Here is a 23,146-nt window from a genome sequence, read left to right on the forward strand (position 1 = left end):
CGTAACAGCTCAAACCCGTCGAGGCGGGGCATTTCAATATCGACGATCGCCAAAGCACAATCGCGCCCCGACTGTAATTGTTCGAGGGCATCTTGACCGTCCTTGGCCTGAGCCACCCGATAACGAGCGCGCTTGAGCGTCAGCGAGAGCATCTGACGAATCGTATACGAATCATCCACCACCAAAATTTGGGGTTGAGATTTCGAGGGAGGCAGTAAAAACGGCGAATCTCCTTCCCCAGAGTCGATCGCCGCCCGACGGTCTCGCTTCCCTTCAGCTCCAGAGTGCATCCGCACCATTGCCGTCCCCGCCGACGGCGAGACTTGGGGACGCACATTCGCGATCGAATCGTCGACATCGAGGATGCTCACCACTTGTCCGTCCCCGAGAATCGTGCAGCCGAGGATTCCTGGAGGCTTCGACAGAGGTAAAGGAAGCGGTTTGACGACGATTTCCTGTTGTCCGAGGAGACGTTCGACGGCGAGGGCCACGATCCCTTCGCTAGAGGTCAGCACCAGAACCGGAATGTATTCGAGTCCGACAGGAATGGGAGACGGAGAATCGATCGCCGTATCCTGATAATGCAGTAACTGTTGAAGGGGAACCAAACGGATATACTCCTCGCGCCAGCGCAACATCGGTTGATGACCTAACATCTGCACCGCATATTCCGTTTCCGTCGTCCGTTCGCGGCCACTGGGAGTAGACGTATCGGCCACGTGGAGAATTTCCTCGACCGCATCCAACGGAACTGCCAGCGTATGACGATCGCTCCTGACCATTAACGCATCGGCAATCGAGAGCATCAACGGCAATTTAATCGTAAACGTCGTACCGCGACCGAGCCGCGAATCGACCTTGACCGTACCGCGAACTTGGCGCAAGTTGGTGCGGACGATATCGAGTCCGACCCCCCGACCGGACAACTCGCCGACCCGCTCGATCGTGCTGAACCCGGGCCAAAATAAAAAATCGTAAAGATCTACCACGGAAAGGTCTTGAGCGTGTTCTAGAGCCACTAAACCGAGTTCGACCGCACGGCGACGGATCGCGTCGGGGTCGATCCCTTTCCCGTCGTCAGTAATCGTAATAATCGTTTGACCGCCTTGGTGTCGGGCTTCGATTTCGATCTGACCGCTTGGGGGTTTGCCGACCGCTTTGCGTTCTTGAGGAGACTCGATGCCGTGATCGAAGGCATTGCGAACGAGATGGACGAGGGGATCGCGCAAGGCGTGCAAGAGACTTTCGTCAATTTTGGTTTCCCGTCCGAGCAGGAGCAAGTTGACTTCTTTACTGTAAGTGCGAGATAGGTCGCGCAAAGCACGAGGGAGGTGGTCTACGGCGCGACTGAAACTGACGACGCGCAATTGCATCACCCGCGATCGCAGACGATCGCAAATCCGGCGCAGGTGGTCCGTACTCGAATCGAGTTTGAGGGTCACCTCATCAATTTGGCTCGCCGAATGGGCGATCGCCTGAGTCGTTTCGATCGCCTCTTGAGCAGTTGTATGAAACTCTGTATATTCATCGAGTTCTAATTCGTCAAAATCGTGGTCACTCGTGCGATTCTCGTTGGGGTAGGCTTCGCGAACGTCACCCAATGGCATAACCGGGCCTCGATGTCCGGCGAGACGGTCGTATTCCTCCCGTAACTGCACCCCAAACTGATTCAAATCGCGAATGCTGCGCCGCAGACGCTTGACTTCACCGCGTAACTGATTCGATTGCAATTCTAAATTCGTGCGATTGATGACCAACTCGCCGACCAGATTGACTAACTCCGTGAGGCGATCGAGTTCGACGCGAATCGTCGGACGGACGACCGTAGTGCCGCCCGATCCGGGATTGGCGGTTTCGTGAGGTGTCACCGTCGCTTCCGGCGTCGGTTCCGGCGGGGCTTCCGGGATCGTCGCCGACCCCTCGGAACGGCTCTGGGAGGGCATTTCCGACGCTGAGTAAGAGTCCGGGGTCGAGTCCGCCTCTGCCGGGTCGGGCGCGGCGGCGGTAGCCAGAGGACTCAAATCTAAAGGTTGAATGGAGATCGATCGTTCTTGTAAAACTTGGTCGCGGGCGGATTGTAAATTTTGGGCGATCGCCCAACCGAACTGCTGTAATTGTTCTAAAGTTAAATTGGGCGTATCGACCAGAGCGCGCAAATGGTCGGCAATTTGTCCGAATTCCGGAATTTGTAACATTCCCGCCAGTCCGGAGAGCTGGTAATAAATCTCGTTGAGAATATTTATGGTTTCCTCTAAATTATCCGTTTTTGCCTGGGACAGTTCGGTTTCCAAACGATTAAAAATTGGCGGTAATTCTTGCTCGAAAATAATCCGAATAGCCGAACGATTTCCCGAATTATTTTGTAACCATGGCGGCGTAGCTTCTGTAGCATCGAGGTCGGCGACCCTAAAAGTTGCCATCATTTGACCTTTAATCGCTTCGATCGCCCGAGCTTCTCGACTCGGCTCGTCCGGCAAACTTGTCGTTCCCGTCGTTTGAGCTTGTTGGGTGGCGCGATCGCTCATCTGCTTGAGCGCATCCACCCCTTCCAATAACATTGTAATCGTTTCCGGTTGTAACTCGCTCAAATCGGCGCGATCGCGTAAAATTGCAAAACAATCTTCCAAAGCATGAGCTGCACTGGACAACTCCTCAAACCCGAACATTAAGGCCGAGCCTTTAATCGAATGAGCTGCCCGAAATAAATCTTTAACTTGCCGTTCTCGTCCTTCCTTAGTCGTGGCCTCTTCCATCGATAAAAGTTGGCTTTCCAACAGTTGCAAAAACTCTTGAGTTTCTGCAATAAAGGCGCCGAGGAGTTCGTTAAAATCTTCCGGATCGAGGGGAGTCATGATTTAAGTTCTACCGTCAATAAAGGTTATTTTAAGATCGGATATAGCGGTTTTTATCAAGTCATTACGGACGAGTTCGAGGGGTGAGATGCATCCCCCGTGTGCCAAAAGAACGAGTTAAGAGCGAAAATTGGCGACAGACTCTTGCAATTGGTTGACCGCGATCGCCAATCCGTCGAGAGAGGAACGCACTTCTACCGATTTATGAGCCGTACTCTCCGAGATAGCACTCACTTGTTGCATCACTTTTGCGATCGCCTCCGATCCCGCCGTTTGTTTTGTCGTCGCCTTAGTTATCTTTTGTACTAACTCATTCATTTCCTGACTGACCTCAATAATGGCATTGAGATGACTTTTCGCATCTGCCGCCAGTTGGGTTCCGGCGATCGCCTCTTGAGTGCCCGCCTCCATCGCCTCCGAGACCCGCCCGACTTCAGTGCGAATCTGCTCGACAATTTCGGAAATCTCCTCAGTCGCCCCGGCGGAACGGTCCGCGAGCTTGCGAATTTCTTCGGCAACCACCGCAAAGCCCAACCCCCGTTCTCCAGCGCGGGCGGCTTCGATGGTGGCGTTGAGGGCGAGTAAATTGGTTTGGGCGGCAATTTGAGAGATCGAGGTGACAATTTTGCCGATTTGCTGCGAACTTTCTCCCAGACGCTTCATCATTTTGGCGGTTTGGGCGATCGTCTGGCGCAATTGGGCAATTCCGGCGACAGCGCGATCGACGGATTCGCCCCCCACTTGGGCTGTTTGCGCCGCTTGTTCGGCGACGCGCGCCGCACTTTGCGAGACGTCCGTCACCTCTTGAATCGAAGCATTGAGGCGTTCCACATATTTCAACGCCCGCTCGATTTGACCGGCCCCATCGCTAGCCATTTGGGCTAACTCCGCCGTATCGACAGTAGAATCGCGGGTAGCCCTCCTCACTTGAGCGGCGAGTTGGGCGATTCCCGTGACGATCTGGCGCAGAGAAGAAATTAGAAAATTGAACGAATCGGCGACGGCGGCGAGACTCCCGCGATCGACGCGGGCGCGTACCGTCAAATCCCCTTTCGCCGCCCCTTTAATTTCACCGAGCAGTTGGAGAACTTGTTGGGTGAGGGCGTCGCTTTCAGCTTTGCGTTGGGTCGCCAATTGTTCCAGGTCTCGTTCCACCTGCTTGCGTTCGGTGATGTCGAAACGAATGCTGACGTACTTGCTAACTTGACCTCGGGCATTAAAAATGGGGGCGATCGTCGTATCGACCCAATACAAGTTCCCTTGTTTGGAGCGATTGCACATTTCGCCCTTCCAGACTTGGCCCGAGGCGATCGCCTGCCACATTTGCTCGAAAAACGCTTGCGAATGATAGCCCGAATTGACGATCCGATGGTTTTTGCCGAGGAGTTCGGCAGAAGAATAACCGGAAATCTGACAAAAATTGGAATTAGCAAAGGTAATCCGCCCGGCGAGGTCCGTTTCGCTCACGAGGGCGGCGCGATCGAGCGCATTTTGGCGGGCTTTGACCTCGTGCAAGAGACGTTCTTGTTCGCTGGTGAGTTGGCGAAGTTGGGCTTCCGTGCGCTTGCTTTCGGTAATATCCCGAGCGGTCGCATAAATAGTTTCGTGTTCGAGAGAAGCGATCGCACTCCACGAGAGCCATCGATAGGAACCGTCTTTGCAGCGATAGCGGTTTTCAAAATTAATGGTGATGTCTCCCGAGGCCAGTTTTTCGGCCTCGGCGAGGGTAGTCTCGCGGTCGTCGGGATGGACGAATTCGATGAAGGGGCGATCGAGCAACTCCGATTCCTCGTACCCGAGAACCTTCGTCCAAGCGGGGTTGAGGCGTTTGAAGGTGCCGTCGCTCAATCCGGCTACGCACAACAAATCCAACGAGAGGGTAAAAAACATATCCCGTTCTCGTTCGATCCGTTTGCGATCGCCAATTTCCAATCCCAACGTCAAGACCGAGGCGCTGCCGTCGATATCGACAAACGGGGTATTGTGAAGCTCGAACACCTGTCCGGTTTCGGGGGAACTACATTCCCAAGTTGTAGACCTTTGGTGTTGGAACACCTCCGTCACGGGACAGTCCTCCCGGGGGCGATCGCTGCAGCCGATAATTTGATAGCAGTATCGATCTTCCACCTCGCCGAACAATTCCTTAAATCGGCGGTTGGCTAACTGGATTCGATAGTCTGCATTTTGCAGGTAAACGAGCGCCGGGAGAGAATCGAGAATCGCGTGCAGCCGTCGGCGTTCCGCTTCGAGGACTTGACGAGGCTCGCCAGCGTCGCCGATCTGGGTAAAAAAGGCGATCGCCCCCTCGACTCGACCCGTTTCGTCGCGGATCGGATCGGCCCTTAACAGCGTCGGAACGAGACGACCGTCGCGGGAGCGAATTTCAACTTCAGCTCGATAAGACTCGCCCCGTTCGAGGGTTTCTCTGAATTGAGGGCGGACCGTCGGATCGGCAAACAGCAGGGTAAAGTTGCCCGAGATCGGCAGTTGTTGCGAGTTAGAGTTCGACAATTGAGTGAAAGCTGGGTTTTGATAGACCGGGCGCAAGTGGCGATCGACGATCGCGATCGCCACCCTGGCGATTTCGACCCCTTGACGCAACGGTTGGATCTCGGCGAGTAATTGCGCTTGTTCCTCAGATCGGCGCTCCCGTTCGCTCGCGTCGGCTTGGCGTTCGGAGATATCCCGGGCGATCGCCAAAACGAGCGATTCGGCGCCGGAGTCAAAACGACTCAACCGCAGTTCCACCGGGAACGTGCTGCCGTCGGCGCGTCGGTAGACCGTTTCGACGGCGAGAGGAACATCTTCTTCTAACTGCTGCCAGAGTTCGAGATCGCGGTTGACCGCCGCTTGCGGGGCGAGATCGTCGATCGCCAGTTCCAGTAATTGCTCGCGGGAATATCCCAGCGTCGCACTCGCCCGGGCATTGAGATCGCGTAAACGACCGTCGAGGTCGTATAGAAAGATAGGATCGGGGGCGCGTTCTACGAAGTCGTGAAAGCGCCGTTCGCTCTGGGCGAGGGCCGTTTCCGCTTGTTTGAGGGCGCTGAGATTTTGGAGTAAGGCGCTAAATTCGACGATCGCGCCATTGTCGTCACGGCGGGCGATCGTCGTTTGAGCGACGGGAATTTGACGATCGCCCCCTCGGGAACGCACCGCAGTTTCCCCGGACCAGACCCCGGCGGCGATCGTTGCGGGGAGGACTTCGCTTTCGAGTTGCTGGCGCTGGATCGGGGGATAAACCTCGAACGCGGAACATCCGGCGATCGCCTCGAACTCAGTCAAACCCAACAGCTCGCGGGCTGCGGGGTTGAGAGAGACGATCGCGCCGTCGGGAGTCCAAGAGACGACCGCTTCGCGGCTGCGTTCCCACCACTGCCGTAGGCGATCGCCGTCGCGACAGGCGAGACGAGCCTCGTGCAGCTCCCGTTCTAAAATGCGGTTGGTTTGGGCGAGTTGCCCCGGATCGGGCAGTTGCAGGGCTTGGGGCAGCCCTAAAATCGTCTCTAAAGCCACCCCCCCGAACAGGAGGGCGGCGACGGTTTTAACGGCTTCTAGGAGCCAGTAATCCGGGTGCCAGACCGTCCACAGGGCGAGCGCGTGAGAAGCGCCCGCGACGGCGATCGCGGCGCCGAGTAGGGTGAGAACGGCAGCGAAAGGCAGATCGCGACGCGATCGCCCCAGATAGAGCAAACAAGCGGCGACGGCGAGTTCGGCGACAGTGGAACCCAAGTCGGCGAAGATATGCAGCCAGAGTAAGCCGGGATGCCACAAGTAGCCGTTTCCTTGAGGCAGAAAGTTGCTGGAAAGTGACGAGAGTAGGGTATCGAGCATAGTTAGCAAAGAAAGATAGCGAGTTCGTAAAGGCGGGTTCGGCGGGTCTCGATCGCGGTTCAGGCGCGAAAATTGCTCGCCGATTGCTGGAGGCGTTCGACGGCGATCGCCAGTCCGTCGAGGGAACCCCTGACTTCCACCGATTTTTCCTCGGTCTGGCCGGAAATTTCGCTGACTTGCTCCATGACGCGGGCGATCTCGTGAATGCTGACGCTTTGCTGGCTCGTCGCCCGGGTAATATCGAGCACCAGAGCGTCTATTTCGCGGCTGACTTCGATAATTTCCATCAAGTGAGTTTTCACTTCTGCCGCCAGTTGGGTTTCCGCAATCACTTCTTGCGTTCCCGCCTCCATGGCGGCGGTCACCTGACCGATTTCGCCGCGCAGGAGTTCGACAATTTCGGAAATCTCCTCAGTCGCCCCGGCGGAACGGTCCGCGAGTTTGCGAATTTCTTCGGCAACCACCGCAAAGCCCAACCCCCGTTCTCCGGCGCGGGCGGCTTCGATAGTGGCGTTGAGGGCGAGTAAATTGGTTTGGGCGGCAATTTGAGAGATCGAGGTGACAATTTTGCCGATTTGCTGCGAACTTTCTCCCAAGCGCTTCATCATTTTGGCGGTTTGGGCGATCGTCTGGCGCAATTGGGCGATTCCGGCGACGGCGCGATCGACGGATTCCCCGCCCACTTGGGCTTTTTGCGCCGCTCGTTCGGCGACTGCTTGCGTTTGGCGCGAGACCTCGCTGACGTTTTGAATCGAATGGGCCATCTGTTCGATTTGGGCGAGGGCTCGTTCGATTTGGCGGGCTTGGGTTCCGGCCATTTGAGCCAGTTCTTGGGTCTTGGCGATCGAGGTTCCGGTTTCCGCTTTGACTTCGGTGGCGAGTTGGGCGATTCCGGTAACGATTTTCCGCAGGGAGGAAATCAGGAAGTTGAACGAGTCCGCCAAGGCGCCGAGGGTGTCGTTGGTGACTTCGGCGCGGACGCGCAAGTCCCCTCGGGCGGCGCTTTTGATCTGCCCGAGCAGTTGGATGGCTTGTTGGGCGATCGCGTCGGCTTCGGCTTTGCGGGCGGCGGCGAGTTCGGCTAACTGTTCTTCGGCTAGGGCGCGATCGCCGATTTCTCGTTGCAGTCGTGCGTTGGCCCGTTCGAGTTCGGCGGTGCGTTCTTTGACCCGGCCTTCGAGTTCGGCGGTCAGTCGTTCTAGCTCTTGTTGGGTTTGTCGGCGATCGGAAATGTCCCGGGTCACCTTGGTAAAGCCGCGCAGTTCGCCGTCGTCGTCGCGTAAGGCGGTGAGGATGACGTTCGCCCAAAATTGACTGCCGTCTCGACGAACCCGCACCCCTTCGTTTTCAAACCGTCCTTGACTGGCGGCGATCTGAAGTTCGCGTTGGGGTTGACCCCGTTCGCGGTCTTCGGGGGAGTAGAAGCACTCGAAGGACTGCCCGATAATCTCGGAGGCGTTATAACCTTTAATCCGGCGCGCCCCTGCATTCCAACTGACGACGGTCCCTTGAGGGTCGAGGCGGATGATGGCGTAGTCGCGCACGCCGTCGATTAAGACCCGAAATCCCTCTTCGCTTTCTTTTAAAGCTTGTTCGGCTTGTTTGCGATCGTCGATATCCAAACACGAACCGATGAAACCTTGAAATTCGCCGTCGCTGTCGTAGCGCGGCAGTGCGCTGACGAGCAACCAGCGATATTCGCCGGAACGGTGCAGCAAGCGGGTTTCGAGGGTAAAGGGTTGGCGCGCGGCAAAGGCGCGTTCGTAAGCGCCGACGCTGCGATCGCGGTCTTCGGGATGAAAGATTTCGGCCCAACCGTACCCCAAATCGCACTCGATCGCCCGTCCGGTAAACTCCTGCCACCCCTTGTTGAAGTCGTCCGCACTGCCGTCGGCGCGGGCGGTCCAAATCAAGGCGGGAACGGTATCCGCCATCGTCCGAAACCGTCGCTCGCTCTCTAAAAGCGCTCGTTGGGCCGAGCGGCGATCGCTGATGTCGAGGGCGACCGCTAAAAAAGCTTGTCGTTCGTCCCACTCGACCCGTTGGAGGTGAACCTCCACCGGATAGGTACTGCCGTCGGCGCGTCGGTGCTCGTTGTCGAAGATGACCCGATCTTGCCGACCGTCGAGCAACGGGGCGATCGCCGCTTCCAGGTCGCCCAGGTCGGCACTGGCTTGAATGGTTCGGGCGCTGGAGGCCAAAATCTCGGCGGGAGAATAGCCTAAATTATTGGCGGCGCCTCGATTGACATATTGAAATTGGAGGCTGTCGCGATCGAAAACGTAAATTTCGTTGAGGCTCGATTCGAGGATGTTTAACAGGCGCGCCCGTTCGAGTTCGGCTTGTTTGCGTTCGGTAATCACCTCGGTAAACATCATCAAGCCGCCGATGTTGCCGGAGTCTTCGAGCCAGGGATAGAGTTCCCAGCGTACCCAATCGGTGCGACCGTCGGCGCGAGGAAAGGCTTCGCCGTCACTTTTGAGACTTTCGCCGTTTAAAACGCGCTGGTGCAGTTGTTTCCAGGATTCGGGAATTTCGGGGAACAGTTCGTAGTGCGATCGCCCGACGAGGGAGCGCACGTCGGTGTCCGCCTCTCCCAAGCCGTAATCTTGCAGCCAGCGCCGACTGACGACGAGATAGCGCAGGTCGCGATCGAGCATGGCGACGGCGGCGGGGGTATGTTCGACGAACAGGCGCAGTTGGGTTTCACTTTGGCGCAGTTCTTTTTGAATGCGCAGGCTACGCCCGATTTCGCGCACGTGGGCGAGGATGGCGGGTCGGTCGTTGTAGTCGATGCGGTTTAAGGTGACTTCGACGTCGAAGGGGCGGCGATCGTCGCAGCGTTTGGCTTTCCAGTTGAAGTGCTGCACGGTTCCGGCGATCGCGCCGTTCCAGCGATCGCTCAGTCGGTCGGTCGGGTTGCCCGGGGCGGAGCAGTCGCGGGCGATCTCGATTTCCTGGAGCCGCGATCGCTCGATCCCGTAAAGGCGCGAGGCTTTTTGATTGACGTCGAGGACGCGACCTTCGAGATCGTGTACGAATAAGGCATCGTCGAGGCCGTGAAACAGGCTGTCCCAGTTGTTGCGATGTTGGTTCGCGGCCCGTTCGAGCCGATCGCTCGGTTCGAGATCTTCGACGACGAGCATCGTGGCGCGCCGTTCGTGGCGATCGCGCAGGGGAATGGCCCGTAGGCGAGCGCGTGTAACCCGAGTCATGGCTTCGCGCTTCGCGGATGCACCGCTCGATTCGAGGGGGACGATCTGCTCTTGCGCTTGTCCGGTGGCGATCGCGCGACCTTGGAGTTCGGCGGCAGCGTCGCTGAGGGCGCTCGATTTCCCTCCGGCGACGGGGTCGGCGTCGCTTTTCGAGGGAGTCGCGCCGTCTTCGTCGAGACCGACGCTGGCGATAAAGCGCCGATTGGCGCCGAGATAGGCTCCGTTTTCGTCCGTCCAGGCGACGCCCAAGGGCAGGTGTTCGATGGTTTCGTCCGCGAAGGCGGCTGCGGGCTTCGAGCCGATTCGGACGGCGGCGGCCAGTTGGCGCCCTCGGGCGGCGATCGTCGCGCACAGCAGCCATATTCCTACGGTTTCAATGCCCCACCCGACCATTTCCAGGCTTTTCGGTACGGTGTCGGCCCAGGTTCGACTGGCGGCGATGCCTTGAGCTGCACTGGCGGCGACGAGGACGACTCCCACGACGGCGAAGGGGAGCTGTCCTCGTGCGGGGGTTTCGCGAAGGGGGCGTTCTCTAACCCAGGTGAGGAGGGAGAGTCCGGCTACGGTGATGTATCCCAATGCGAGGATGGCGTGGATGGCTCCTTCCCACCAGAGCGGCCCGGCGGCGATCGAGGTGTCCGGGGTGGGTGCGAAAAGCAGGTTGCTAAATCCCATAGTTGAATATTGCGTGATTGAGCGTTGGTTATTCAGTTGTTGAACCTCGGCGCCGTGGTTATCCCGGCGATCGAATCGGCGATCGAGCCGAGGGCACGAACCAAATTGTCCGGAAAGAACCCTTGACGCAGCCGTGCGGCATGGCTACGGGGGTTCGAGACCCGTCAGTTTTTCTGCTTCGGATTACCACTGTTGGTAATGGGCGATCGCCTCGACATCGACGATCGTCAATAACTGCCCTTCCCAATCGTATAATCCCCGAACGAAGGGAGCGAGTTCCTCGCTGACTTCTACGGCGGAGACAATGCGATCGGGATCGATCGCGAACACCCCGCGCACCTGCGACACCACCAATCCCATTAAGATCGCTCCCCCCCCAGGATCGTTCGGGTTGCCCGCTTCTAACACCAAAATCCGCCGGTGGCGATCGATCGCGCTTTCCTCCTCGCCTCCCCCGCTTTCCGAGGGGGTGCTGCCGATGGAACGCCCGAAATCGGCGACGGCGAGAATCTCGCCGCGCAAGTTGGTCAATCCCAACACGAACGATCGCGTGTTGGGCACCGGAGCAATCGGTTGGGCGCTCACAAACAAGACTTCTCGCACGACCATCAAATCGATGGCAAACCAACTGTTATCCTGTTTGAAAATCAAAAATTGTCGGCTGTCGATCGAAGTTGACGATTCTTTTTCGTTCGACACTGGAGAACTCGACGGACTCAATGCACTCATAACAACAGCAGAAAGACAACAGAAAGAGGTTGCGTTTGCACGTTAACAGATGCTTCCTGATGGCGAGTGCGCGGGCTTAACTCAGCCGCTCGACAATATGCAACAGTTGTTGCGGCTCGAAGGGTTTGGTCAGGTACGCATCTGCACCTAACTCCATTCCCCATACTTTATCGATTTCCGTGTTTTTTTGCGAGCAGAAGACCACCGGGAGATTTTTCGTTTTCGGATCGTCGCGCAGCTCCCGGATCACTTCAAAGCCGTTCATTCCGGGCATGATCACGTCTAAAATCACTACGTCGGGCAAATTTTCTCGAATTCGCGCGATCGCTTCTTCTCCGTTTCTGGCTTCGGCGACGTCCATTCCCGCTTCCCGGAGAATGCGACAAATTAATTCTAATTCGCTGTAAACATCATCGACGACTAATACTTTTGACATCTTTGACTCCCTACCCGCTTTATGGCTGTGACCTTCTTTTTTCTCCCGGGGGCGAACAATAAATTTGCTGCGATCCCTAGCTTTTATCATAGGGGACTTTCCGGGGGGTGACGACGCGGCTTTAAGTTGTGTGAAGAAGGACGCAGCCGTGGCGAAGCCTCGTTTATTCGCTGCCGAGGGGAATCATTCCGATCGGCAGTTCGGTCGATTTTCGCTCGTCAAGTTGGCGAACGTAGCACTCATTTTCACACGGATTCTACGCGATCGCCCGTCGAATTTCCGAGGGCACGAAGGCGGCGCAAAACAGGCACAAAAAAAGGCCGGACGCTTTCAAAAAAAAGCGCCCGAACTCCTCCAATTTGCCCTTCGGAAGTCCCTCGAAAGACCCGCCGTGCTAGATCGATCGCCACGAGGGTTTACGAGGGCGTCCTGGCCGAAACTCATGAAGAACGCCGTCGGCGGGGGGCGGCACTCATCGGTTGGCGATCGAGGTGCGATCGTCTAAGACGCAAGTGGAATGGCACGCGGAAGTGCCGAGATAGCGATCGACGATCTGACATAACTTGTTGGGCTGAAAAGGTTTTGTTAAATATTCTGTAGCTCCCGCCAAACAGCCTTGAACGCGATCGAACGGACTATTTCTGCCAGTGAGCATAATAATGGGAATTTTTTCGCAGTGGGGCAGTTGTCTGACAATGCGGCACAGTTCTAAACCGCTAATTCCCGGCATGGAAACATCGAGTAGTAACAAATCGATTTTTTGATGCAGAAGTTGGGATAATGCCTCTTCGGCATTGAGTGCAATGAAGAGGCGACAGCGATCGCTTAACATTCTTTCAATTAATAAATGGATCAAGCGATCGTCATCTACAGATAAAATACTTGGCAACGAACTAAGAGAATGAGTCATCATGACTTTAGCAGTAAAACAACGGCGGTCATCTCAAGCACGTCCATAAATAGAGGAACCGGAAAACCTCGATGACTCCTAGAAGTACGCCCCTGGGATAAACTTTTAAAGGGATCGTCGCGACGGATTGCAGATGCCCATGCTTGCGATCGCCTCGATGAGTTGCATCTGCACTCTTTTGTTCGTGCCGGGCTGACCGGATTCCCGGCAGGTGGTTCGATCCCGTGAGAGCCACCTCATACATGGCTTAACTTTACCGTTACACGGGGGTAGCCTGTTGGAGACGATCGCATTTCTAAACAATTCTTTCGTCCTTCACAGGCGATTTTATACTGATTGCCCGTTATATTCGTTCAAGGTCTATTGTAGAAACAAATCCTCCGAAGTTCCCACAGTAAATTCCCGGAAAACGAGGGGCAATTCGGGGGCGATCGCGGTCCGATCGTTCAACATTTTGTAAAGTTGGGACGCAAGTGCGAAGGAGGGGGAACCTGGGGGAGAGACCTCCTGTTGCCAGCAGTCGAACCCCTCACCATTGAGGACGAGACCCGATTAACTCCGTCGCGCGATCGGCGTCGAGGGGTTTGGAGAAAAAATACCCCTGAGCGTATTCGCACTGCACGGCCCACAACTGCACGAGCTGTTCCTCGCTTTCCACTCCTTCTGCGGTGACATCGATCTTGAGGTTGTGTGCGAGCATGACGATCGCGCGAACGATTTCGCTATTTTCGCGGTCGATTCCCATGCTGGCGACAAACGAGCGGTCGATTTTGAGGGTATCGATGGGAAAGCGGCGCAAATAACTTAACGAGGAATATCCCGTACCGAAATCGTCGATGCACACTTGAATCTGACGCGCTCGAAACTGTTCGAGTAAAGTCTCTACCGAGGTGGCATTTTCCATCAACACCGTTTCGGTAATTTCGAGTTTCAAGGTTCCCGGGGCGATCGGATATCGGGCTAAAATCCGGTCGAGTTCGAGGATTAAATCGGCTTCAAATAATTGTTTTCCCGAGAGATTGACATTCAACGTCAAGGGCGCATCTTGGCTAAATTGCTGCTGCCAAGCGTGCAACTGGGCGATCGAGGTGTCGAGAATCCAACGCCCGAGGGGCAAGATCGCCCCCGTTTCTTCGGCAATCGGGATGAAGCGATCGGGCGAGACCAAACCGCGCCGGGGGTGCTGCCAGCGCACGAGGGATTCAAAGCCGCAAATGCGACCGCTTTCGAGGGCGACAATCGGCTGGTACTGCATGAAAAATTCCTGGCGGACGATCGCCCAGCGCAAGTCCGTTTCGAGCTGCAATCGGGTCGTGACGCGATCGCGCATGGCCGGATCGAACACTTGGTGTCTCGCTCCCCCCAAGCCTTTCGCTCGATACATCGCCGTATCGGCATCGCGCAATAAGTCCTCGACGCGATCGCATTCGTTAGAGGAGGTGGCGATGCCGATGCTAGTAGTACTGAAAACTTCGTGTCCTTCGATCTGACAGGGAACCGCGATCGCCTCTTGCAGACATTCGGCGAGACCGAGGGCTTCTTCCATCCCCTCGATCGGATCGAGGAGAATGGCGAACTCGTCCCCGCCGAGTCTGGCGACGACGTGGGTCGAGTGGGGCTTGCATAACTTGCAACTGCTCAAGGTGCGACAGAGGCGGTCGGCGACTTCAATCAAGAGGCGATCGCCGATCGCGTGACCCAAACTTTCATTAATTAACTTAAACCGATCCAAATCTAAAAACAGAACCGCCAAACGCCTAGAATGACTCCCGTAGCAGTCGGCGACCCTTCTCAAGGTGTTGAGGAAAAAGCTGCGATTGGGCAATCCGGTGAGGGGATCGCGATCGCCGGGATCCGGGGGGTTCGCTTCTGTCAGCTCCTCCCCGGTGCGGGTGGCGAACGCGGGAGCGTCGGTAATGTCGTGACAACTGTACAGCAAGCGCCCCCGTTCGATCGCCACCCGCTTGACCGTTATCAGCAACCGATGGCACTGTCCGGCTTTGTCGTACACTTGCCGTTCGATGTTATAAATTTCCCCCCGCAGATCGAGTTCGGCGCGATCGAATAAGTTCTCTCCCAAAAGCTGCTCGACATTACCCAAGGCTTGCAGTTCCGCGATCGAATAGCCGAAAATTCCTTCGATATTCGGACAGAGAAAGGTAAACTCGCCGCGATCGTCGGTCATAAACACCGGATCCCTCATATTTGCCAGGGTTTCTCGGTGTAATGTTTCCGACCCATCGAGTCGGTAGTTCATGGGAGTATCTTCTCTCGACCCCTCTTTCATCGCAACCTCGACGCCCCTCTCGGATCTCCTGTCTGGCTTGCGGGTTGCACTCGGGTAAAACTCGCCCGGCGATTGCCGTTTCCATGCCGACTCGAATCTCGCTGTTGCGTAGCTTTTCCCTCGCGCGGACAACAAAGGGATGTTCCAAATCCCCATAATATCTTGGAGGTTTTTGACTTCAGGGCACACTAGGCAGGAAGTCGGGTTCATTTCTAATCGCGTCCGATCGGTTGCCTCCCTATGGCGATCGCCTAACCACTGCCAAAAGAACGGCCATCTCGGGTCACTTTGCAAGTATCGAGGGATCTGACCCCAGTTGTACTCTCCAATACGAGCGGCTTCGAGTTTCAGTAGGTCGAGGCCAATCGCTCTGTTCGTGCGCCCGACATCTTCTTTTTCCTTCTTACAGCATACTGCGTTTGAAATCGTTTCGAGGAGGTTTCGCAATCGATCTTGACTTTCTTCGAGATCTCGTTCGGCTTGCTGACGGCGCTCGATTTGCTCCCGTAACTGGGTTTGCAATGCCCGATCTCGTGCAGGTTCCCTTCCCGGTTCTGGCGACGAGGTAGCGTCGGCTGGGTTCTCGAACGGCGTGGAAAAACGGGCGATCGCAGTGGGTAGACTCTGGGGACGATATGCCTTCGGCATCCCTGGGCGAACGCCGCTCAAGGGTCGGGTGGCATTCCGGGGCATTCCGGCAGTCTCCCGCCGCGCGATCTCCCGATACGCCTGCGGCGTCGCCGCGCGATTCTCCTCACTCTTTTGGAGTTGCTGAGCGAAGATCGACCCTAGGCAAACGTCGGCTTCGCGCTGCCACGATTGCAGCCATTGGCTTTCGATGCCGATTTGACGGGCGATCCCTTGGAGAATGGCGGTCTCGGTGGGGTCGGGATCGCGGGGGATCGGGTCGAACAGCCAGATATTGCCGACCCATCGACCGTCCGGGGCGATCGCCGGGATCGCGATCGTGGCTAGTTCGCCGAGGGTGGGGGTGCGCTTGATTCCGCCTTCAGGTAAGGAGCGCGTGTAAAACGAGGGATTCAAGGGTAGGGCGATCGCGCGATCGCCAACCCGACAGTCCCAGCCCCGAGGGGGACTCCCATAAAACTGAGCGACGGACATCTGGGTCAGATCGAGAGCCATTTGTAATAAATTCCCGACGGCCCGCTCGAAATACCCCCGATGGCTCTCGGGTTCGGACTCGCTCGCTCGAACGGCGAGTGACTGACGATGGCGTTCGAGATCGTCTGCGCTATGCGGTGATTGCTTCGGCTGTTGAATCGTCATCCTTCCTGCACCCAGTTACGTCGTTCCCCTATTCCGTCTCGTCGTACCCGTTTAACTCGCCTTAAGGTCGTAGGGATAACACTGCGAATCCCTACCGGGCGCGTCATTCTTGGGCGATCGGGTAGGGTCTGAGGAGGAGACTCGCCCGCAACGCTCGCTTTTGAGGGATACGGGAATGGTAATGATAAATTCCGTGCCTTCTCCCCGACGGGAAACGCATTCGAGTTGACCCCCATGTTTTTCGACGATAATTTGATAGGTAATCGACAGACCCAACCCGGTTCCTTTACCGACGGGTTTGGTGGTAAAAAACGGATCGAATAACTTTTGTCTCGTCGCTTCGTCCATCCCCGGCCCGTTATCGCGAATGCGAATCGAGATCCACGATCGCTCGTCGCCGTCGGGACTTTGGGAGCGATCGAGCAGGTCGGTGCGAATCGAAATCGTCGGTTGCGCGATCTGCTCGTGTTCTTCCAAAGCATCGATCGCATTGCTGATGATATTCATAAAGGCTTGATTGAGCTGTCCGGCATAACATTCTACCGAGGGTAAGTGACCGTACTCTTCGATCGCTTCGATCGCCCGCCCTCCCGATTTCGGCTTGAGGCGATTTTGCAAAATCAATAAGGTTCCTTGCAGTCCCTCGTGGATGTTAACGCTCTTGCGTTGTGCTTCGTCGGTTCGCGAAAAGTTCTTTAACGATCGCACGATTTCACAAATGCGATCGGTGCCAATCTTCATCGAGGATACCAATCGGGGCAAGTCCTCACTCACAAAGTCCAATTCAATTTCTTCTGTATAGGCTTGAATTTCGGCAACGGGTTCCGGGTAGTGGGTTTGATAAAGTCCGACCAAGCGCACCAATTGTTGCACGTACTCGTTGGCGTAATTTAAGTTACCGGAAATAAAGTTAACCGGATTGTTGATTTCGTGGGCGATCCCGGCGACGAGTTGACCGAGACTGGACATTTTTTCGGTTTGGATCAGTTGCGCTTGGGTTTGTTTGAGTTGATGTAACGTTTGTTCGAGTTGGCGGGTTTGTTCTCTCAATTGGGCTTCGCTGCGTCGCAGGGCTTCTTCGGCTTTGACCCGCGAGGTAATATCTCGTAAGGAAGCAATAATGGCAAATTCTCCTTCCCATTCCGTTTCTGAAACCCGCATTTCGGCGATCGCATCTTCGACCCCCCGCCGTAAAATTTCAACTTGGGTTTGAACCACCCGCGTTCCTTGCAAGGCGTGTTCCCCCATGCGATAAATCGTTTCCGTACCAATTTGACCTTGTTCGATCTCGAACACCCGCGTTCCAAAAATTTCTTTGCCCAATAGTTCTCGCGACGGACACATAAATAAACTTTCGGCGGCAGGATTGAGATATTTGACCAAACCCCGTGCGTCTAGAATGACAACGGCATCGCCCAACTTGGAAATAACATGGCGAAAGCCTTGTTGTTCGTTGGGTTGTGGTTGTTCGAGTCGCATGACTTTGGTTGAGGATTTCATGAGTCGGGCAGGTGCGAACATGATGGAATCTCCTATATTTGAGCTGGCAATCCGAAGATTGCGATGGCTGTTGCACCCCTGAGCTGTCCCCTCATAGATTGGTTGTAGATCGGTATCGATGGCTGGCTTGGCTTCTCGCCCAAAATGGCTCAAATGGCGCGAACGCTTTTCAATAGCGTTTTTGGGGTCGAGGCTGTTACATCGAGGGCCGTGCAAACCGAAGTCGATCGCTTGTCTTGAAGGCTTGACATTGAAGCTTCCCTAACAGGCTGAACTCGGTGCTTATTATCAATTGTTGTCGAACAAAATCGTCGAATTCAGTTGTCTAGATCACCTTTATCTATTCTTTTAGTATTTCTTTAGACAACGGCCTGCCGAACTTAGGGAAAACTTAATTTTCTTGTCCAATTGGCGGTCATTTTGTTTACAAAATGTAATCTTTTTAGAGGTCGGCTTCGGGGAATGAGTATTCTTTCTTAAGAAACTTCGGGCAAGGGGACGATCCCCTTGCTTTCAGTTACAAAAGTTTTCAAAAATTCTCAAACTTGTTTGAAAATGTAGCAATTGCTAATCGAGTTTCAGGTTTCGTGCTGGCTGTTGCAAAGTGTCTCCCGAGGAGCATCGCGACGCTGCCACTCTCGATCGGATTGCCGGGAAAATTAGGGGTATGGAGGGGATTGCTGTTAGGGCAAGGAAGATTGACTTGTTGTTCTCAGACTCGCGATCGTGAGGATTGTTCCAGTCAGTTTTTTTATCATAAAATCTTGATATTTTCTGAAAAGTTTGAGCGTTTGCGCCCTCAAATAAATGCAAAAATTTCGTTAATAACATGAGTCGGAGCGTTGAATAAAGGGTGGATGAAATTGGGGAAATTGGCGAGGGGATGGAGGATCGAAGATTAAAACGGTAGATTGAAAATTAGAGAGCTTGGCTAGTGAAAGAGATTCGGAGGTTAAAACAGAGGGGATTGCCGGGGAGTTGTCGCATCATTCAGCTCGGGTGAGCAACGATCCTAAAATTAAGTTTCGTTCGCTTCGATCTTGTCATCCGTTGAGGGAAAATTAGCTCCGCTATTATGCGTATTTTTTAACCGTTCGAGAGATGTATAAATACTTACGCAATTTTCCCGAAAGCAATCGCGTGAATTACGGAAGCGATCGCCGCGAACGGAAGTTGGAAACTTTGCAATTTGTTACAAATTCAAATCGATGGGTGAAATGGGGAGATCGGGGGTCAGTTCGGAGTAGGGTGGGGGCGAACGAAACGGGTCGAGCGAGTCTCCGGCGCAGACGCTTCGCGAAGGTGCGAACGTAACGATCGCGGTACCCAAATGGATCCCAACTGGGGGCGAACGCCGGATAAGAGGAGGGAGAAAAGGGAGGGGGAACGAGAGTGCTTTACCGAAAAAATATTTTCTTTTCAAGAAATTGAAAAATAACTTTAAAAATTAAGAGTTCTCCACCGGAATCGACGGGAACTCTAATCAATAAAGGGAGTCAACGGCATCGCCGTCGCGATCGCGCGATCGCCCTCGGGAATAGCGGTTACTGCGATCGATTTCGGGAGAGTTTGCTCGGGGGAGAAGCATTAAAATTGAGCCCGGGGGGGAACGCCGCGATCGCGATCGGATCCCTCAAATAATAAAAATATTAAGGTTGTTGATGGCTGCGAAAAGAAAATTCTCAAAAAATCGATCGAAAAATCCGCAATTTTACACTGTCAGATCGGCAATTTCAAAACGTACTATTGAAACAAGAGCCGATCGATCCCGGATGAGAACTTCCCAGGCGAACGCCATTGGCCAGCGAGGAGCAGCTTCAAGAGGGGAAAAGAAAACAACGATGAATAGACCTTTAGTGAGAACGGCCCATGCGACTCCACAAGCGCGCTATGGTGGAGAAAGACCCCCGGAGTCCGGTGGATCGGCGTTGCAGGATCTAACCCGCTTGACGGCGCAAATTTGCCAAACCCCGATCGCGGCAGTCGTCCTGACGCGGGAGCAACCCGTGCAGGTGGCGGCGTCGGTGGGGGTGTCGGGAGAGCGGTTGGCGCAAGTGGGGCAGTTGTACGAGCAAATTGCGGCGATCGCCCGAGAGGAAGGAACCCGGGGAGAGGGTTGGGCGATCGCCGACGTCGAAGCAGACCGTCGGTTGGCGGGAAAATTGAAATCGGGATTCCGACGTTACCTCCAAGAAGACCTGTACGACCGCAACGGTTTGTGGGTGGGCAGTTTGTGCGCGATCGCCCCCGACCCGGCGCCGATTAGCGACGAGCAACTAGAGAGCTTGCGATCGCTGGCGCGCTTGTGCGAAGCGGATTTAGAGCAATCGGGCGGGCGGGTTAGCGGGCCGTGGAGCTGGACGAAAGCCGAAGTTGCTCGGGAGAAGCGGCGAGGGGCAGCGCAAGCGGAAGGCGATGTCAACCCGGAGGGAGCTACGATCGGCATCGACATGAAAGGGCGAGTGATTGCCTGGAATCAAGGGGCCGAAAAACTATACGGGTGGAGAGAATCCGAAGCCCTCGGGCGCCAAATCGATCGCTTCGTCGGTCGAGACTGGAATCCGAGTTGGGAGACCATTCGCGAGCGAGTTTGGGAGCATGGCGACTGGCAAGGGGATATCATATATTGGAAACGCGATCTAGACCATCAGGGAGGATATCGTCGTTCGCCACGAGCGATCGCGCTGACGAGTCAATGGCGGGCGCAGAGAAATCGCAACGGCCTTCCCTTAGCGATTTGGACGACACAAATCGAAACAACAACGTCAGAGGGGGTGACGGGGGAAAGCGCCGTCATAGAGATTGCCTGTCTTCGAGGGCGAAGTGATTGGGGATCGGACACCATGAGGGCATCGAATAGTTTGCGAGAGAGTAAAAATTCAGTCAACATGATGCCAGAGGGAAATTTAGCCACACCAATACCCATCGAAACTGTGGTGGATAACCTACCCGTGGCGGTTTATCGCAGTAGCGGTTTCGAGGATGACGACTGGCGCCGTTTTCTGGGAGGGGGCTTAGTCGAGAGTTTTGGACAACCCGAGGTCGAGTCGAGAGGGCCGGGAGGGAGGACGAGCTACACTTGGGCCGAATATAAACAGATGCTGCACCCGGAAGATCGCGAACGGGTCGAAGAGGAAATGCAATCTTGCATCGCGCGATCGCAACCCTTCGACCTAGAATATCGGCTCGTCGATCGCGATGGAACCTACAAACGGCTGCGCGATCGCGGTCGGGGGACTTTTGACCCCCGAGGTCGTCTCCTGTCGATCGACGGGATCGTGTGTAACCAAGATCTAGAAGGGGGTTCGGGTCGCGAAGAGGCGAACGCCACCGTCGCCGACCAGCGCGATCGCATCGCCGATCTCAGTCAAGATATGGGGCGGTTGCTCTCCGACGGGGGGAGTCTGACCGAAATTTTGCAACGGGGGGTCGAAATCTGTCTCGACCATCTCGACGCCACCTCCACCGGGATTTGGATTATTAACAGTACGGCAAACTTCCTCGAACGGCAAGTGGTGGCGGGGGAACCGTTTGACGAGGATCGCTTTCCGACGCGGGTAGCTATTGCCTGCGAGAGTGGGGCCAATTCGCAGATGTCCCCTCTCGGTCGAGTCGTGTGCAACCGCCAACGACTGTACGGAGAGAGTTCGATCGCCACGGAAAAGCTCGATCTGTTAGAAGAAACCGAAGCGGATCGGGCTAACTGGTTGGTTTATCCGTTGATGGTTGAGGATCGCCTCGTCGGGGCGATCGCCGTGATTTCCCGTCATTGCGCGATCGCCGCCATCCGCAGCGCCCTCGAATGGGTCACCAGTGGTCTCGCCGTCGCCGTCGATCGCGCCTGGGCGAAAGAAGCCCTACTCTCGCGCCGGGAAGGATTGCTGTTCCGCCTCGCCAGCCAAATCCGCAACTCCCTCGATTTAGATACGATTTTAGAAACTGCCGTTCACGAAATCCGCAGCGTCTTGCAAATCGATCGCTGTCATTTCTTGTGGTACCTACCCATTGCCAAACAGCCGACCCTGACGGTCACCCACGAAGCCCGCGCCCCGGAATTACCGAGCTTGCTGTGCGAATATCCTCCGCAACAAAGCGCCGAACTTGCCGTTAAAATCCGCAATTTACAAGCCTTACGCATCGACGACATCACCAGCGCCACCGATGTCGAAGAGACGACGCGATCGCTGATTGCCGAAATGGGCATTACCTCCGAACTGATGCTACCGTTGGAAACTCGTTCCGGTCAACTCGGGGCGGTGGTGTGCAGCCACTGTAGCGGCCCGCGTCCGTGGAGTCAAAGCGAGGTCGAACTCCTACAAGCCGTCGTCGATCAGCTTTCCCTGGCGATCGACCAAGCCGAACTCTACGCCCAAACTCACGCCGCCGCCCTCGCCGCCCAAACCCAAGCCCAACAACTCAGCGAAGCTCTGCAAAATCTCAAACAAACCCAAGCGCAATTAATTCAAACCGAGAAAATGTCGAGCTTGGGTCAAATGGTCGCCGGAATTGCCCACGAAATCAATAACCCGGTCAACTTTATTACGGGGAACCTCGTTCACGCCAACAACTATACCCAAGACTTACTCGAACTGCTCGAAGCTTACCAGCTTTACTATCCCGATCCGGTGGAGGAACTCAAAGAAAAAGCCGAAGAAATCGATCTCGATTTCCTGGTGGAGGATTTGCCCAAAATTCTCTCGTCGATGCACATGGGCGCCGATCGCATCCGCCAGATCGTCGTCTCCCTGCGCAATTTCTCCCGCTTGGACGAAGCGGAAATGAAGCCCGTAGACATTCACGAAGGCATCGACAATACCTTGCTGATCCTGCACAATCGCTGGAAACCGAGGGGCAAACACCTCGGAATCGAACTGGTGAAAGAATATGGGGATTTGCCGCGCGTCGAATGCTACGCCGGACAGCTCAATCAGGTGTTTATGAATATTTTGGCGAACGCTATGGATGCGTTGGAAAACCAACCCCATCCCCAGATCCTCACGATCTCGACAGAAGTTTGTCAAACCGACCCCCGAGGGAATCCGTCTCACGTCAAAATTAAAATTCGCGATAACGGCCCGGGAATTGAGGAATCGGTGAAAAAACGACTGTTCGATCCGTTCTTCACCACCAAGCCCGTCGGTAAAGGAACGGGGTTGGGCCTGTCGATCAGTTATAAGATCGTGGTCGAGAAACACGGCGGCCACCTCACCTGCGAGTCCGAACCGGGCAACGGCTGCGAATTTATTATCGAAATTCCCGTCAAACAGCCCGCCGTCGCCAGTTGGTGCGCCTGAATCGCCGCGACCCAAAACCGCCGTCCGATGGGGATCGATCCGGCCAGCTTCAGCCGATCGCAGCTTCGGCGATCGCCGAAAACGAAAGAAAAAGAAAAAATTTTTTCTAAAACAGTTGACAAACTTC

The 23,146-nt window shown here is 55.4% G+C and carries 9 protein-coding genes (1 of these 9 running past the window's edge); 1 reads left to right on the forward strand and 8 read right to left on the reverse strand.

Translation table 11 applies throughout. From position 1 onward, the window contains the following. The 8 genes from HCG48_RS13090 to HCG48_RS26055 form a co-directional block, all read right to left on the reverse strand. Positions 1-2,852, reverse strand: partial view of a hybrid sensor histidine kinase/response regulator gene (locus tag HCG48_RS13090; RefSeq protein WP_168569551.1) — the 5' portion only. The gene continues 172 nt to the left of window position 1, outside the view; only the first 2,852 of its 3,024 coding nucleotides appear in the window; it begins with the start codon at positions 2,850-2,852; its stop codon lies off the left edge, out of view. Positions 2,853-2,969: 117 nt separating this feature from the next. Then, a complete protein-coding gene (locus tag HCG48_RS13095) occupies positions 2,970-6,686 on the reverse strand; it encodes a PAS domain S-box protein (protein ID WP_168569552.1) in 3,717 nt (1,238 codons plus the stop codon). Positions 6,687-6,745: 59 nt separating this feature from the next. Then, entirely contained in the window at positions 6,746-10,576 is a 3,831-nt protein-coding gene (locus HCG48_RS13100) for a methyl-accepting chemotaxis protein (RefSeq protein ID WP_168569553.1), read from the reverse strand. Positions 10,577-10,759: 183 nt separating this feature from the next. Continuing rightward, positions 10,760-11,305 carry a chemotaxis protein CheW gene (locus HCG48_RS13105; RefSeq protein ID WP_168569554.1) on the reverse strand — a complete coding sequence of 182 codons (546 nt, stop codon included), beginning with the start codon at positions 11,303-11,305 and terminating at the stop codon, positions 10,760-10,762. Between the two features lie 76 nt (positions 11,306-11,381). Continuing rightward, entirely contained in the window at positions 11,382-11,741 is a 360-nt protein-coding gene (locus tag HCG48_RS13110; protein WP_168569555.1) for a response regulator, read from the reverse strand. Between the two features lie 472 nt (positions 11,742-12,213). After that, positions 12,214-12,654 (reverse strand): response regulator, encoded by a 441-nt coding sequence (locus tag HCG48_RS13115; protein WP_320415738.1) that lies wholly within the window; start codon positions 12,652-12,654, stop codon positions 12,214-12,216. A gap of 526 nt (positions 12,655-13,180) precedes the next feature. Continuing rightward, positions 13,181-16,225 (reverse strand): putative bifunctional diguanylate cyclase/phosphodiesterase, encoded by a 3,045-nt coding sequence (locus tag HCG48_RS13120; RefSeq protein WP_168569556.1) that lies wholly within the window; start codon positions 16,223-16,225, stop codon positions 13,181-13,183. Positions 16,226-16,276: 51 nt separating this feature from the next. Further along, on the reverse strand, positions 16,277-17,725 hold the full coding sequence (locus HCG48_RS26055; protein WP_375339310.1) for a PAS domain-containing sensor histidine kinase: 1,449 nt from the start codon (positions 17,723-17,725) through the stop codon (positions 16,277-16,279). A gap of 1,841 nt (positions 17,726-19,566) precedes the next feature. On the opposite strand from HCG48_RS26055, the gene HCG48_RS13130 reads away from it, so the two are divergent. Beyond that, positions 19,567-23,019 carry an ATP-binding protein gene (locus HCG48_RS13130; protein ID WP_168569558.1) on the forward strand — a complete coding sequence of 1,151 codons (3,453 nt, stop codon included), beginning with the start codon at positions 19,567-19,569 and terminating at the stop codon, positions 23,017-23,019. Positions 23,020-23,146: the final 127 nt, after the last annotated feature.

Source organism: Oxynema aestuarii AP17 (assembly GCF_012295525.1).
GTDB lineage: Bacteria > Cyanobacteriota > Cyanobacteriia > Cyanobacteriales > Laspinemataceae > Oxynema > Oxynema aestuarii.